Genomic DNA, 15,214 nt, shown 5'->3' with positions numbered 1-15,214 from the left:
CGCACCCCCTCCTCGCCGCCACCGAGTGGGGCGAACTCGCCCGCCCCGGCACCCCGCTGCACTGGGTGGTCCTCAACGTGGCCGACGGTCCCGGCGCCCGCCCCGACCCGCACTGCCTGGAGGCGGCCGGCCGCCTGCGCAACGCGGGCATCCGCGTCCTCGGCCACCTCGACACCCGGTACGGCACCCGGAACTTCGAGGAGCTGGTCTCCGGCGCCCACCGGTTCGTCGACTGGTACCAGGTCGACGGCTTCCTCCTGGACCGCTGCCCGGCGGATCACGTCTGGTTGCCCGAGGTGCGCCGCACGGTCGCCACGCTCCGCGTGATCCGTGATGATGCCCACATCGTCCTCGGCCACGGCATCCACCCGCACCCGGGTTACGCCCGGCTCGCCGACCAGCTGGTCACCTTCTCCGGCCCGTGGAGCGACTACCGCTGGTCGCAGGTGGCCGAGTGGACCGCCGACCATCCGCCCGAGCGCTTCTGCCACTTCGTCCACGGAGTGGCCCGCCCGCACCTGGCGGAGGCACTGCGCATCGCCCGCCGGCAGGGCGCCGCGACGATCTGGTTCACCGACCGCACGGACCAGGGCGGCCGCAGCGACCCCTGGGAGGCCATGCCCGGCTACTGGGACGAAATCGTCTCGCTGGTCGGAACAGGTGTCTCGGAATGAAAAAGCACATGGCACTGTTACGGGGAGAACAACCGTAGTGATTGACCGACCAACGGAGTCCCCGTGTCGCTGCCACCCCTGGTCGAGCCGGCTGCCGAGCTCACCGTAGACGAGGTCCGCAGGTACTCCCGCCACCTGATCATCCCCGATGTCGGGATGGACGGGCAGAAGCGGCTGAAGAACGCCAAGGTGCTGTGTGTGGGCGCCGGCGGCCTGGGCTCGCCGGCGCTGATGTACCTGGCCGCCGCAGGCGTCGGTACCCTCGGCATCGTGGAGTTCGACGAGGTCGACGAGTCGAACCTGCAGCGTCAGATCATCCACAGTCAGGCCGACATCGGCCGCTCCAAGGCGGAGTCCGCCCGCGACAGCGTCAAGGGCATCAACCCGTACGTGAACGTGATCCTTCACGAGGAGCGGCTCGAGGCCGACAACGTGATGGAGATCTTCAGCCAGTACGACCTGATCGTCGACGGCACGGACAACTTCGCGACCCGCTACCTGGTCAACGACGCCTGCGTGCTGCTGAACAAGCCGTACGTGTGGGGCTCGATCTACCGCTTCGACGGCCAGGCCTCCGTCTTCTGGTCCGAGCACGGTCCCTGCTACCGCTGCCTGTACCCGGAGCCCCCGCCCCCCGGCATGGTCCCCTCCTGCGCCGAGGGCGGCGTCCTGGGCGTGCTGTGTGCGTCCATCGGCTCCATCCAGGTCAACGAGGCCATCAAGCTGCTCGCCGGCATCGGTGAGCCGCTGGTGGGCCGGCTCATGATCTACGACGCCCTGGAGATGCAGTACCGCCAGGTCAAGGTCCGCAAGGACCCCAACTGCGCGGTCTGCGGCGAGAACCCGACCGTCACCGAGCTCATCGACTACGAGGCCTTCTGCGGCGTCGTCTCCGAGGAGGCCCAGGCGGCGGCCGCCGACTCCACGATCACTCCCAAGCAGCTCAAGGAGTGGATCGACGACGGCGAGAGCATCGACATCATCGACGTCCGCGAGCCGAACGAGTACGAGATCGTCTCCATCCCGGGCGCCCGGCTGATCCCGAAGAACGAGTTCCTCATGGGCACCGCCCTGGAGAGCCTCCCGCAGGACAAGAAGATCGTCCTGCATTGCAAGACGGGTGTCCGCAGTGCGGAAGTCCTCGCGGTCCTGAAGTCCGCGGGCTTCTCGGACGCGGTCCACGTCGGCGGCGGCGTGATCGGCTGGGTCAACCAGATCGAGCCGGACAAGCCGGTGTACTGACCGGACGGGCCGGCATACCGAGCCGTATCCGGCCTCCCTTCGTAAGCGGCGGGGGCTTCGCGCACCACGGGTGCCCGGAGCCCCCGCCGTCGTCATGAGCAGACCTTGCCGTCCTTGGGCACCGTCCCGTCCAGCAGATACGCGTTCACCGTGGAGTCGACACAGTCGCTGCCACTGCCGTACGCGCCATGTCCCTCGCCCCGCCAGGTGAGCATCACTCCGACGCCCTTGCCCAGCTCGTCGGCCATCCTCCGGGCACCCTCGTACGGGGTGGCCGGGTCGCCGGTGTTGCCGACCACCAGGACCGGTGCCGCGCCGGGGGCGCTCACCTCCGGGGTGTCGTGCTGCCCGGGCACCGGCCAGTCGTGGCACCAGCCGGCCGTGTCCCAGCCGAGGAACGTCCCGAAGACGGGGGAGATCTTCTCGAACTCCGGCAGCAGCTTCTTCGTGGTCGCCGCGGTCGGCCGCTGCCGGTCGTCCAGGCATGATATGACCCGTTGCGCGTGGGTCGTCGTGCCGTAACGCCCCGACGAATCACGCTCGTTGTAGCCGTCGGCGAGAGCCAGCAGCTCCGAGCCGTCTCCCCGCTCGGCCGCGTCGAGGGCGCTGGTCAGCGTCGGCCAGCTGTCCTTGCTGTACAGCGGCAGGATGATGCCGGTGGCCGCGAGCGACTGCGTCAGCTTCCGCCCGGGCGTGCCCGTCGGCAGGGGCCGGGCGTCGATCCGCCGCAGCAGGTCCGCGATCTTCCGCGAGCCCTCCACCGGGTCCTGGCCCGTGGACTCGAGATAGCCGTTCAGCGCGCGCTGGAAGCCCCTGGCCTGGTTCTTGGCATGCCCCACCGCGTCGGCGCCGGGGTCGACGACCGCGTCCAGGGTCATCCGCCCCACGTTCTTCGGGAACAGGTGCGCATACGTGCCGCCGAGTTCGGTCCCGTAGGAGATGCCGAAGTAGTGCATCTTCTCGTCGCCGAGCACCTCCCGGATGCGGTCCATGTCGCGGGCCGAGTCGGCGGTCGACACGTGTGCCATCAGCTTCCCGGCGTCCTTCTGGCAGCCCTTGCCGAAGTCGGCGGCGTCCTGGAAGTACGCCTTCTCCTCGGCCGGTGTGTCCGGCGTGACGTCCACCGACTCGGCCGCCTGGATGTCCTTGTCGCCGCGGCAGCGCACGCCCTCGCTGGCGCCGACCCCGCGCGGGTCCCAGCTCACCAGGTCGTACCGCTCACGCAGTCGGGAGACGGTCGGGGCGTACGACGGCATCATGGACACGCCCGAGGCGCCGGGGCCGCCGAAGTTGAACAGGAGCGAGCCGACGCGGTCGTCACCGCGGGCCTTGGTACGGATCAGCGCCAGCCCTATCGTCTCGCCGGCCGGCTTCGACCAGTCCATCGGCACCTTCAGCGTCGCGCACTGCCAGTCGCTGCTCGGCGCGGGGCCGTCGGCCGTGGCCTTGCAGCGGCCCCAGGAGAGTCCGCCCTTGTCGTCGTCCGACGAGCCGCCGCTGCACCCCGCGGCGAGCAGTGTGGAGGCGACCGTCAGAGCGGCCCACCGTGCGAAACGCGTCATGTGCCCATCCCCCCTCGTAGGCCGTCCGCACGTGCCGCGGATGGCGGTCAGGCCATGGTAGGCAGATCCAGCGTCGGCCGTTGCAGCCTGTGGATAACCTTCTGACCTGCGCGTTTGTCGAGCCGGGGGCTGATCTCAGGTGCAGACGGTCCCCGCCCGCGGCACCCTTCCGTCCAGCAGATAGCCGTTCACCGCGTCCTGCACGCACTTGTTCTTGCTGCTGTAGGCGCCGTGTCCCTGCCCCCGGTACGTCAGCTCGACACCGACGCCCTTGCCCAGCGCGTCCACCATCTGCCGTGCGCCCTCGTACGGGGTGGCCGGGTCGCCGGTGTTGCCGACGACCAGGATCGGCGCCGCGCCCGGCGCGCTCACGTCCGGATGGTCGGCGGCGCCCGCCACGGCCCAGTCGGTGCAGCCGATCATGCCCCACGCCATGGCGTCACCGAACAGGGCGGACGCGGCCCGGAACTCGGGCAGCTTCCGCTCCACGTAGGCGGCGTCGTAGCGGGGCTTGGCGTCCGCGCAGCTGATGGCCGTGTGGGCGGCGGTCGAGTTGTCGTACTCGCCGTTCTCACTGCGCCCGTTCATCGAGTCGGACAGCAGCAACAGAATAGTGCCGTCACCGTCGTACGCCTGCTGCAGGCCCTGGGTGAGGTACTCCCAGAGCTCCTGCGAGTACAGCGCCTGCACGATGCCGTTGGTCGCCGCGGTCTGGGTCAGTTCGCGCGGAAAGACGCCCGGGATCGGCCTGCGGTCGAGGTCCTTCAGCAGCGTGGCGATACGGTCCTTCACGTCCTGCGCGCTGTCGCCGATGGGGCACTCCTCGGTCTTCGACACGCAGTCCTCGGCGAAGTTGTCGAGTGCGAGCTGGAATCCCTTGGCCTGCGCCAGCGAGCCCTGTTCGCCGTTCTTCGTGGGGTCGACGACGGCGTCGAACACGGCACGGCCGACCTTCTTGGGGAACAGGTGGGCGTAGACGCCGCCGAGTTCGGTGCCGTAGGAGATGCCGAAGTAGTGGAGTTTGCCGTCGCCGAGGACGTGGCGCATCAGGTCCAGGTCGCGGGCGGCGTCGGTGGTGCGCACGTGCGGCAGCAACTTCTTGGAGTTCTGCTCGCAGGCGTCGTTGAACTCCTTGGTGCTGTCGAGGAGTTCGGTGCGCTCGGTGGCGTCGTCGGGGGTCCCGTCCTGCTGGAAGTACACGTCGAGCTGCTGGTCGTTCTGGCAGATCACCGGGGCGCTGCGGCCGACCCCGCGCGGGTCGAAGCTGACCAGGTCGTAGCGGGTGCGCAGGGTCTCGTACTCCTCCGCGGAGCCGGGCAGCGAGGTGACGCCCGAGCCGCCGGGGCCGCCGAAGTTGAAGATCAGCGAGCCGATGCGCCGGCTGTCGTTCCCGCCGGCCTTGGCCCGGATCAGCTGGAGGTCGATCGTGTCGCCCTTGGGGTCGTCCCAGTCGAGCGGTGCCTTCATGGTGGCGCACTGCCATTCGCCGCCGTCCGGCAGCGGTGAGGGCGCGGCACCTCCTCCCTGGGCATCGGACGGGGTCGGGCAGTCCTTCCAGCTCAGCTCCTGCCGTGTCAGGTCCTCGTCCTCGGTGCCGTCGTCACCGCAGCCGGCCAGAACGGTGGACAGCAGCACGGCGGTGGCGGTCAGTGCGGCGGCGCGCAGCCGGAGGAGCGTTGGCATGGTTCCATCCTGCGGCGGCGGGGGGCCGTCCGCGCGGGACGCGTGCCGTACGAGGTAAGGGGGACTGGTGGTGCTGAAGAGCCTTCTTCCGGGCTGGTCGGGTCAGAGGGCTTGCTTGCGAGTGAGGTGGTTGAAGGCCAGCCAGCCCGGCAGCACGGGCAGCCACAGCGTCAGCAGACGGAACAGCAGTACCGCTGGTGCCGCGACCTCCTTCGGCAGGCCGACGGCGATCAGACCGACTGTCAGGGTCGCCTCGACCGCGCCCACACCACCCGGGGTCGGCGCCGCGGACCCCAGGGCGTTGCCCGCGAGGAAGACGACGGCGACGCTGGCGAGGCTGATCGACGTGGACTCGTCGCCGAACGCGCGGATCGACGCGTCCAGGCACATCACGAAGCAGGCGGTCAGCAGCAGCATGCCGCCGATGCCGGTGACCAGCTTCTGCGGCCGCTGGAGCACGTCCAGCATGCGCGGCACGACACCCGCGAACAGCGACCTCACGCGCGTGACGACGAACTTCCGCAGGAACGGCACCGAGGTCATCACGAGCACGAGCACCGCCACGGTCAGCAGACCGGCGATGACCGTCCGGGACGGCGACAGCGACGGCGTCTTCTCGGTGCCGGTCAGATAGCCGAAGGACAGCAGCATCAGGATGTGACAGCCGAGCCCGAACAGCTGTGACGCTCCGACGCTCGCCACCGCGAGCCCCGGCCGCACACCCGCGCGCTGGAGGAAGCGCGTGTTCAGGGCGACACCGCCCACCGCCGCCGGAGCGACGATCTTCACGAACGACCCGGCGACCTGCGCTGCCACGGTCCGCACGAACGGCACCCGCTCGGGCACGAACCCCAGCAGAGCCATCGCCGCCGCGACGTAGCTGACCATCGAGAACAGCACGGCGGCGGCGACCCAGCCCCACTCGGCGTTCGCGATGAGCGGCCCGAACTCGATGTGCGTGAGCTGCGTCAGCAGGAAGTACGCGCCGATCGCTCCGGCCATGAAACTGATCAGCGTGCGCGGCCGCACCCGCTCCAGCCGGGCCGGCTCGACCGGCGCCTGCGGCCTGATCCGCAGCACCTCGTGCCGGATCTGGGTGAGCAGGTCCTCCTCGCGCGCCTCCTCAAGGGCCTCGTCGATGGCCCGCTTCTCGGCCCGCTGCTCCGCCCGTACGGCCTTCTTGTCGGGTTTCTCCCGCACCGGAACGGCGTCGTCCGAGGTGTCCTCCAGACGCGCCAGCTTGGCCTGGCGGGATGCCTCAAGGACCGCCTCGCGCTCGCGCTGTGCCCGCTCCCGGGCGAGTCTGCGCAGCGTCGCGCGCGTGGAGCGGCTGAGCGCGATCGGCTGGAGCATCGGCAGACAGTCCGCCACCGCGTCGGGGCCGAGCACCTCCACCGCCGAGGCGACCGCCCGCTCCGCGCCCACCCGGAGGCCGAGGGTCACCAGCAGCTGGGACGTGTCCATGCGCAGCAGCAGGTCGCCGGCCGCGATCTCGCCGACGCGCAGGTCGGTGAGGATCACCGTGCCGGAACGATCCACCAGAATCGCGTCGCCGACCAGCCTGCGGTGCGCGATGCGACGGGACTGAAGCGCCTTCACCTGGTGCCAGGTGTCGCTCAGCAGGTCGTCGGTGATCTCCTCGTCCGGCAGGGAGTCCAGGGTGCGGCCGCCGCTGTGCTCGTACACGAGCATCACCGCGTCGGGACCCAGCTCGGAGGTGGCGATCAGCTTGGGCGCGTTGGCACCGGCCGCGATCGCCGCGTACGCCAGCAGCGCCTCCTGCTCCAGGGCCTGGCGCAGCGACTGGAGGCTGCTGCGGGTGGCGAAGCCGCGCAGGGTCAGGTTGCGCCAGGCGCGGTAGAAGAAGCCCTGGGCCTGCTGCTCCCGGTCGACCACCGTCACGTCCAGCGGCGGGCCGTCCTCCAGCGTGACGAAGTAGCGCCGCCCGCGGTCCCCGGTGTCCGGGTTGTGGTCCGGAGTGTCCTCGCGCGACGCGCTGACGGGCCGGAAGCCGACGGTCCGCAGGCCCGCCATCAGGGTCTGCCCGGTGGGCCGGACGTTGGGCGAGCCGACCGCGTAGAGCGTGCCGTAGGCCACGGTCCAGCCGATCAGCACCGTCAGGATGATCGAGAAGGGTGTCGTGTACCCGGTGACGAGCATCGAGAAGGCGTCGAGGAGCAGCACGACCCACAGCACCGTGCGCCATCTGGGCCTGCGGGACATGCCGACGGCCGTCATGTACGCGATGACCGGCGCCAGATAGCCGTGCACGGGGTCGGTCAGCGCGTGGATGTCGCCGGGGGAGGGCTGGGTGAGCGCCTCCTGGATCGAGCCGGGGGCGGCGCGGGCGACCCACAGGTCGGTGGCGAGGGTCACACCGTGGGCGAGGACGGCCGCGAGCACGCCGTCGGCGATTCTGACCCCGTCCCGTTTGATCAGCCGCTCGATGGCGAAGGCGACCGGCACGAGCAGGATCGCGATGCTGGAGGCCAGACCCGCGATCTTGATCAGCAGGTCGGGCGCCTGGCCCGTGCCCTTGTTGATGTCCTGTTCGAGGCCCGAGGTGGTGCCGTGTGCGAACGCGGCGATCCCGATCAGCAGCACGACGGCGAGCACGCCCACCAGGAGCCGCATCAGGTCGGACGGGCGGTGCACGCGCGCGGGGAGCAGCGGTTCGTCGCCCTCCACCTCGTCGATGTGCACGGTGTCCTCGTCCTCGGCTGGCGTCGGAGCTTTCTCGGCGGACTTCCCGGCTGGCGTCGGAGCCTTCTCGGCGGACTTGCCGGCTGCCGTCGGACCCTGCTCGGTGGACTTCTTCGCTGCCGTCGGACCCTGCTCGGCGGACTTCTCGGCGGCCGTCCCGGCCTTCTCACCGGCCGGCTCGGGGCCGACGTCCGGAGTGCGCGGGCGCGGGCGCGACGAAGCGTCGGAGGTGCCCTCCGTGTCCTCGGGGTGCGCACCCTGCTGCTTCATCGTCTCTTCTTGGTCTCGTATCACCGGTCACCGCCCGCACGATGGTGGCATGCCGCACCGACACACGGGGGCATCAGGGTGCACATGCGGGGGCGGACAGTCTGCCCGACGCGCTCCTGCCGGGCGAGGGAAACGCTCCGGAGCACGCCCGTCCCGTTGTCGGTGGGGTGGGGCAGGATGGGGCGGATGAGCGAGGAGAGCCTTCCGCAGGACGCAGGCGCGCAGGGCGCCCACGCGGGGTATGACGACACCCGTGAGGAGCCCGGGGAAGCGCTGCCCGCGTACGCCGAGCGGGTCCTGGACGTCGCCGAACTGATCCCGCCGGGCCGTGTCATGACATACGGGGACGTCGCCGAGTGGCTGGAGGAGGGCGGTCCGCGGCAGGTCGGCCGCGTGATGGCTCTCTACGGCGGAGCCGTTGCGTGGTGGCGCGTCGTCCGCGCGGACGGCGTCCTGCTCCCGGGGCACGAGCAGCGGGCGCTCGGCCACTACCGCGCGGAGGGCACGCCCCTGAAGGAGGCGAGCCGGGCCACGGAGGGCCACCTGCCGCGCCTCGACATGAGACGGGCGCGCTGGGACGGCGGCGAACGCGCGGAGGGTCACACCTGACAGCTTCCGCCATCGGACGCCCTCCTGTGTGACCCGTGATCCGTACGGGGGAATCGGGGCACGCGGTCGGCATGACGTACGTTCGTGAGATGAGGGACATGCGTGCCACGAGCGCCATGAGGGCCGCGAGAGATTGGCGGGAAGAAGGGGAAGCCCTGCTTCCGCCTCACCCGTCGGCGTAGCGTCGGCTGCACGCGTCCCCGTCACCCCGCGGTCACCGCCCGCCACGCGCGGTGGCCCGCCCACCAGCACTTCCACCAGGACCGGCGAACCACGTGAGCTCCTCTTCCTCCACCAGCGACCTGTCGCACCCCCGCGTGCGCTGGGGGAGCCGTGGCGCTTACCGATTGGTACGTACCCCTCCTGCCCGGGTGGACCCCCCTCTTTTGGACGCCTCGCAGCGGTCCGTGGTTGACCACACCACCGGCCCGTTGCTCGTTCTCGCAGGTCCGGGCACCGGCAAGACCACCACGCTCGTCGAGTCCGTGGCCGAGCGCATCGCCCGGGGCGGAGACCCCGAGCGCGTGCTGGTGCTCACCTTCAGCCGCAGGGCGGCCGTCGAGCTGCGCGACCGCATGGCCCTGCGGTGCGGCGCGGCCCGCGCTCCCCGGGCGACCACCTTCCACTCGTTCTGCTACGCCCTGGTCCGCGCCCACCAGGACAGCGACCTGTTCGTGGAGCCGCTGCGGCTGCTCTCCGGCCCCGAGCAGGACGTCTCGGTCCGGGAACTGCTCGCCGGCCAGGTGGACCTGGAGCGGCTGGGCCTCGCACACGTGCGCTGGCCGGACGAACTGCGCGCCTGCCTGACCACCCGCGGTTTCGCCGACGAGGTCCGCGCGGTCCTCGCCCGCACCCGTGAACTGGGTCTCGGCCCCGACGCCCTGGACGCCTTCGCCCGCCGCACGGGACGCCCCGACTGGCGCGCCGCCGCCGCCTTCCTCGCCGAGTACCTCGACGTGCTCGACCTCCAAGGCGTGATCGACTACGCCGAACTCGTCCACCGCGCGGTGCTCCTCGCCCGCCGGCCCGAGGTCGCCGCGTGGCTCGCCGCCCGGTACGACGCCGTCTACGTCGACGAGTACCAGGACACCGATCCCGCTCAGGTACGCCTCCTGCACGCGCTGGCCGGCGGCGGCCGTACCCTCGTCGCCTTCGGAGACCCCGACCAGTCGATCTACGCGTTCCGCGGGGCGGACGTGAACGGCATCCTCGACTTCCCGCACGCCTTCCCACGCCCGGACGGCCGTCCGGCCCCCGTCGCGGTGCTGCGCACGTCCCGCCGCTCCGGCGCCGCCCTGCTGGCCGCCACCCGGCTGCTCACCCAGCGCATGCCGCTGACCCGCCTGCCTGCCGAGAAGGTGCGCGCCCACCGCGAACTCGCCCCGGTACGGGACGGCGGCCGCGTCGAGGCGTACACGTACCCGACGCCCGGGACGGAGCTGGACAACATCGCCGACATCCTCCGCAGGGCCCACCTCGAAGACGGCGTTCCCTGGAGCGAGATGGCCGTCCTGGTGCGCGCCGGCTCCCGCACCGTCCCGACGGTCCGCCGCGCCCTCACGGCGGCCGGCGTGCCCGTGGACGTCGACGGCGACGACGTGCCCCTGCGCCACGAACCGGCGGTGGCACCGCTGCTGACGGCGCTGCGGGCGGTGGCCACGGCGGAGGCGGGGACTTCCGAGACGGGACCTGCCGAGCCTCAGGACTCCGAGAGGGGCACCTCCTCCGAGGACGCCCCTTCCGCGCAGCCGGACACCTGCTGGCTCGACATCGAGACCGCCCTCACCCTCCTCACCTCCCCGCTCGCGAGCATGGACGCCGCCGACCTGCGCCGCCTCGGCCGGGCCCTGCGCGAGGAGGAACGGGCCGCGGGCAACCCGCTGCCGCCGCCCTCCGACGTGCTGCTCGCGCAGGCACTCGCCGAGCCGGAGCGCCTCGCCGTGCACGACCCGACGTACGCGCGTGGTGCCCAGCGCCTCGGCGCGCTGCTGCGCAAGGCCCGTGAGCGGCTGGCGGGCGGCGGTACGGCCGAGGAGGCGCTGTGGGACCTGTGGGAGGGCACGCCGTGGCCCACGCGGCTGGAGCGGGCCGCCCGCCGGGGCGGCGCGGCCGGGCGCAACGCGGACCGCGATCTGGACGCCGTCTGCGCGCTGTTCGCGACCGCGGCCCGTGCCGAGGAGCGCACCGGCGGCCGGGGCGCCCTCAACTTCCTGGAGGAGATCGAGGCCGAGGACATCGCCGCCGACACCCTCACGCGCCGTGCCGTACGCCCCGACGCCGTCCGCCTGATGACCGCGCACCGCTCCAAGGGCCTGGAATGGCGCCTCGTGGTCGTCGCGGGCGTCCAGGAGGGCCTGTGGCCGGATCTGCGCCGCCGCGGCTCCCTGCTGGAGGCCGACCGCATCGGCCGCGACGGACTCGCCGAACCCCTCACCCCCGGCGCGCTGCTCGCCGAGGAGCGCCGCCTGTTCTACGTGGCCGCCACGCGCGCGCGTGAACGCCTCGTCGTGACCGCCGTCAAGGCCCCGGCGGACGACGGCGACCAGCCCTCCCGCTTCCTGACGGAACTCGGCGTCGAACCCAAGGACGTCACGGGACGCCCGCGCCGCCCGCTGTCCGTCGCGGCACTCGTCGCCGAACTGCGCGCCACCACGGTCGACCCGCGCGTCTCCGACACCCTCCGGGAGGCAGCCGCCCGCCGCCTCGCCCGGCTCGCCGCCCTCGCCGACGAGGACGGCCGCCCCTTGGTGCCGTCCGCGCACCCCTACCGCTGGTGGGGCATGTTCGAGCCGACCGAGTCCAAGGTGCCGCTGCGCGACCGCGACCAGCCCGTCGTGCTCTCCGGCAGCGCCCTCGACCAGCTCGCCAACACCTGCGCCCTGCAATGGTTCCTGGGCCGCGAGGTGAAGGCCGACGCGCCCGCGACCGCCGCCCAGGGCTTCGGCAACGTGGTGCACGTCCTCGCCGACGAGGTCGCCTCCGGACATACCCCGGCCGACCTCTCCGTCCTCATGGAACGGCTCGACTCCGTGTGGAACGCCCTCGCCTTCGACGCGCCGTGGAAGTCGGACCAGGAGAAGGACAACGCGCGCGTGGCGCTCGAACGGTTCCTGAAGTGGCACGTCATGGACCGCACCGGGCGTACCCCGGTGGCCAGCGAGCACGACTTCGACGTCACCCTCGAAGCCGGCGACTACCAGGTGCGCATCCGCGGCCAGATGGACCGCGTGGAGGCGGACGGCGAGGGCCGTGCCTACGTGGTCGACTTCAAGACCGGCAAACAGGCGCCCACCGGCAAGGAGGTGGAGCGCCACCCGCAGCTCGCGGTCTACCAGCTCGCCGTCCGCGAGGGCGCCGTCGACGACCTCTTCGACGGTGTGCGACCCGAGCCGGGCGGTGCCGAACTCGTCCATCTGCGTCAGGGCGCCGCCCAGCGCGACGGTGGTGAGACCCTGCCCAAGGTGCAGGCCCAGGAGCCGTTGGAGGGGGAGTGGGTCGGCGACCTGCTGGCCACCGCGGCCGGCAAGGTCCTCGACGAACGGTTCACACCGACCGCCGGCCAGCACTGCACGCACTGCGCGTTCCGGGCCTCGTGCAGCGCGCGGCAGGAGGGCCGCCATGTCGTCGAGTGACTTATCGCACCACCTGTGCTGACCTGCTCTTCTTCGGCCCCGGAAAGCGATCCGGCCGCCGCTGTCAGTGGCCGCCGCTAGCCTCTCTGACGTGCCCGCCCGTATCGCCGATCCCGAACACCTCAAAGACCTCCTCGGCATCCCCTTCACCCCTGAGCAGATGGCCTGCATCACGGCGCCGCCCGCCCCGCAGGTGATCGTGGCCGGAGCCGGCTCGGGCAAGACGACGGTGATGGCGGCACGCGTGGTGTGGCTGGTCGGCACCGGCCAGGTCGCACCCGAGCAGGTGCTCGGTCTCACCTTCACCAACAAGGCCGCCGCCGAACTCGCCGAGCGCGTCCGCAAGGCGCTCGTCAAGGCCGGCGTCACCGACCCGGACGCCATCGACCCGGACAACCCGCCGGGCGAGCCGGTGATCTCCACGTACCACGCCTTCGCGGGCCGCCTGCTCACCGACCACGGCCTGCGCATCGGTCTCGAGCCCACGTCCCGGCTGCTCGCCGACGCGACCCGTTTCCAGCTCGCCGCGCGCGTGCTGCGCGAGGCCCCCGGGACCTACCCGGCCCTGACCCGTTCCTTCCCGGACCTGGTCGGCGACCTCCTCGCCCTCGACGCCGAACTCTCCGAGCACCTCGTACGTCCGGAAGCGCTGCGCGCGCACGACGCCGAGCTGCTGCTGACCCTGCGCGGCGCCAAGCTCTCCAACGCCGACCTGCGCAAGGTCCCCGAGGCGGCCGCCGCCCGCCGCGAACTGGCCGAGCTGGTCACCCGCTACCGGGCCGCCAAGCGCGAGCGGGACCTGCTCGACTTCGGCGACCAGATCGCCCTCTCGGCCCGGCTCGCGAAGATCCCCGAAGTGGGCCGCGACCTGCGCGACGAATTCCGGGTGGTCCTGCTCGACGAGTACCAGGACACCTCGGTCGCCCAACGCGTCCTCCTGGCCGGCCTGTTCGGCGAGGGGACCGGCCACCCGGTCACCGCCGTCGGCGACCCCTGCCAGGCGATCTACGGCTGGCGCGGCGCCTCCGTCGCCAACCTCGACGACTTCCCCGAGCACTTCCCCCACGCCGACGGCCGCCCCGCGACCCGGSAGGCGCTCAGCGAGAACCGCCGCAGCGGCGGCCGCCTCCTCGACCTCGCCAACAACCTCGCGGAACCCCTGCGCGCCCTGCACGCGGGCGTGGAGGCCCTCCGCCCGGCCCCCGGCGCCGAGCGCGACGGCATGGTGCGCTGCGCCCTGCTGCCCACCCACGCCGAGGAGATCGACTGGGCCGCCGACTCCGTCGCCCACCTCGTACGGACCGGGACGGCACCCGGCGAGATCGCCGTGCTGTGCCGCACGGCGACCGACTTCGCCGAGATCCAGGGCGCCCTGGTGGCCCGGGACATCCCGGTCGAGGTGGTCGGGCTGTCCGGGCTGCTGCACCTGCCCGAGATCGCCGACCTCGTCGCCGTCTGCGAGGTCCTCCAGGACCCTGGCGCCAACGCCTCCCTGGTACGCCTGCTGACCGGACCGCGCTGGCGCATCGGCCCCCGCGACCTCGCCCTGCTGGGGCGGCGCGCCCGGCTCCTGGTGTCCCACGCGCGCGTGGAGGGCGACGACGACCCGGACCGCCGGCTGGCCGAGGCCGTCGAGGGGATCGACCCCTCCGAGGTGATCTCGCTCGCGGACGCCCTCGACACGTTCCTGGAGACGCCGCTGGACGGCCACGGGGACGACGACGGACTGCCCTTCTCGCCCGACGCGCGTGTGCGCTTCGCCCGCCTGGCCACCGAGCTGCGCGAGCTGCGCCGCTCCCTGGCCGACCCGCTGATGGACGTCCTGCACCGCGTCCTCGCCGTCACCGGCCTGGAGGTCGAGCTGTCGGCGTCCCCGCACGCCCTGGCCGCGCGCCGCCGCGAGACCCTCTCCAACTTCCTCGACGTCGCCGCCTCCTTCGCCGCCGGTGACAACGAGGCCACCCTGCTCGCCTTCCTCGGCTTCCTGCGCACCGCCGCCCAGTACGAGAAGGGCCTCGACAACGCCCTCCCCGGCGGCGAGAACACCGTCAAGGTGCTCACCGCCCACAAGTCCAAGGGCCTGGAGTGGGACGTCGTGGTCGTCCCGGGACTGGTCACCGGCACCTTCCCCAGCGGCCAGGGCCGCGAGAAGTGGACCTCCCAGGGCAAGGTCCTGCCGCACCGGCTGCGCGGCGACGCCGACACCCTGCCCGATGTGGAGTCCTGGGACGCCAGGGGCCTGAAGGCCTTCCACGAGGCCATGAAGGACCACCAGCACACCGAGGAACTCCGCCTCGGCTACGTCACCTTCACCCGCCCCCGCTCCCTGCTCCTGGGCTCCGGCCACTGGTGGGGACCCACCCAGAAGAAGCGCCGCGGACCGTCCGCCTTCCTCCAGGCCCTCCACGACCACTGCACGGCCGGGTACGGCGAGATCGAGGCCTGGGCCGACGAACCCGCCGAGGACGCGGAGAACCCGGCCCTGCACCAGGCCACCGCCGACCAGGTGTGGCCCCTGCCCCTGGACGAGACGGCCCTGGCCCGGCGCCGCGCGGCCGCCGCGACCGTCCTGGCCCACCTGGAGGACCTCGCGTCCCACGAGGACGGGCACCCCGCGGCCGTGCACGACCCGGACGGGGCCGACGACCCGGAATGGCCGCCGCCCCCCGAGGACGACGAGCCTCCGTACGACGAACCGGACCCCTTCGAAGACGCCCCTTTCGAAGACGCCCAGTTCGACGACGCCCCCTTCGCAGAAGACCCCTTTGAGAGCGACGCCCTAGCGGAGAACCCGGCCGACCGGGAGGAGCGGCCCGCGGACCGCCCCACTGTTCCCCAC

The 15,214-nt window shown here is 72.1% G+C and carries 8 protein-coding genes; 5 read left to right on the top strand and 3 right to left on the bottom strand.

Annotated elements, in window-relative coordinates:
- Positions 1 to 674 (top strand): spherulation-specific family 4 protein (locus CA983_RS28065; RefSeq protein ID WP_086603627.1); only part of this gene is annotated, 674 nt, incomplete at its 5' end.
- Positions 675 to 737: 63 nt separating this feature from the next.
- Positions 738 to 1,916 carry an adenylyltransferase/sulfurtransferase MoeZ gene (gene moeZ / locus CA983_RS28060; RefSeq protein ID WP_086603626.1) on the top strand — a complete coding sequence of 393 codons (1,179 nt, stop codon included), beginning with the start codon at positions 738 to 740 and terminating at the stop codon, positions 1,914 to 1,916.
- A 92-nt stretch (positions 1,917 to 2,008) separates the two neighbouring features.
- Here the strand turns inward: moeZ and CA983_RS28055 are convergent, their stop codons facing one another.
- From CA983_RS28055 to CA983_RS28045, 3 genes are all read right to left on the bottom strand, one after another.
- Positions 2,009 to 3,478: an alpha/beta hydrolase gene (locus CA983_RS28055; protein WP_086603625.1), complete on the bottom strand. Its 1,470-nt coding sequence runs from the start codon at positions 3,476 to 3,478 to the stop codon at positions 2,009 to 2,011.
- 135 nt (positions 3,479 to 3,613) lie between these two features.
- Positions 3,614 to 5,161 carry an alpha/beta hydrolase gene (locus CA983_RS28050; protein ID WP_086603624.1) on the bottom strand — a complete coding sequence of 516 codons (1,548 nt, stop codon included), beginning with the start codon at positions 5,159 to 5,161 and terminating at the stop codon, positions 3,614 to 3,616.
- A gap of 102 nt (positions 5,162 to 5,263) precedes the next feature.
- Positions 5,264 to 8,134, bottom strand: coding sequence for a lysylphosphatidylglycerol synthase domain-containing protein (locus CA983_RS28045; protein ID WP_086603623.1), 2,871 nt, complete (start codon positions 8,132 to 8,134; stop codon positions 5,264 to 5,266).
- A gap of 186 nt (positions 8,135 to 8,320) precedes the next feature.
- Here CA983_RS28045 and CA983_RS28040 point away from each other — a divergent pair, with 186 nt between their 5' ends.
- From CA983_RS28040 to CA983_RS28030, 3 genes are all read left to right on the top strand, one after another.
- Positions 8,321 to 8,743, top strand: a complete 423-nt coding sequence (locus CA983_RS28040) for an MGMT family protein (RefSeq protein ID WP_086603622.1) — start codon at positions 8,321 to 8,323, stop codon at positions 8,741 to 8,743.
- Between the two features lie 275 nt (positions 8,744 to 9,018).
- A complete protein-coding gene (locus CA983_RS28035) occupies positions 9,019 to 12,375 on the top strand; it encodes an ATP-dependent helicase (protein ID WP_086603621.1) in 3,357 nt (1,118 codons plus the stop codon).
- 91 nt (positions 12,376 to 12,466) lie between these two features.
- The coding region (locus tag CA983_RS28030; protein WP_244207140.1) for an ATP-dependent helicase at positions 12,467 to 15,214 on the top strand (2,748 nt) is incomplete at its 3' end.

Source organism: Streptomyces swartbergensis (genome assembly GCF_002148965.1).
GTDB classification, from domain to species: domain Bacteria; phylum Actinomycetota; class Actinomycetes; order Streptomycetales; family Streptomycetaceae; genus Streptomyces; species Streptomyces swartbergensis.
Note: the sequence above shows the minus strand (reverse complement) of the source record. Positions and strands in the feature narration are given on the sequence as shown.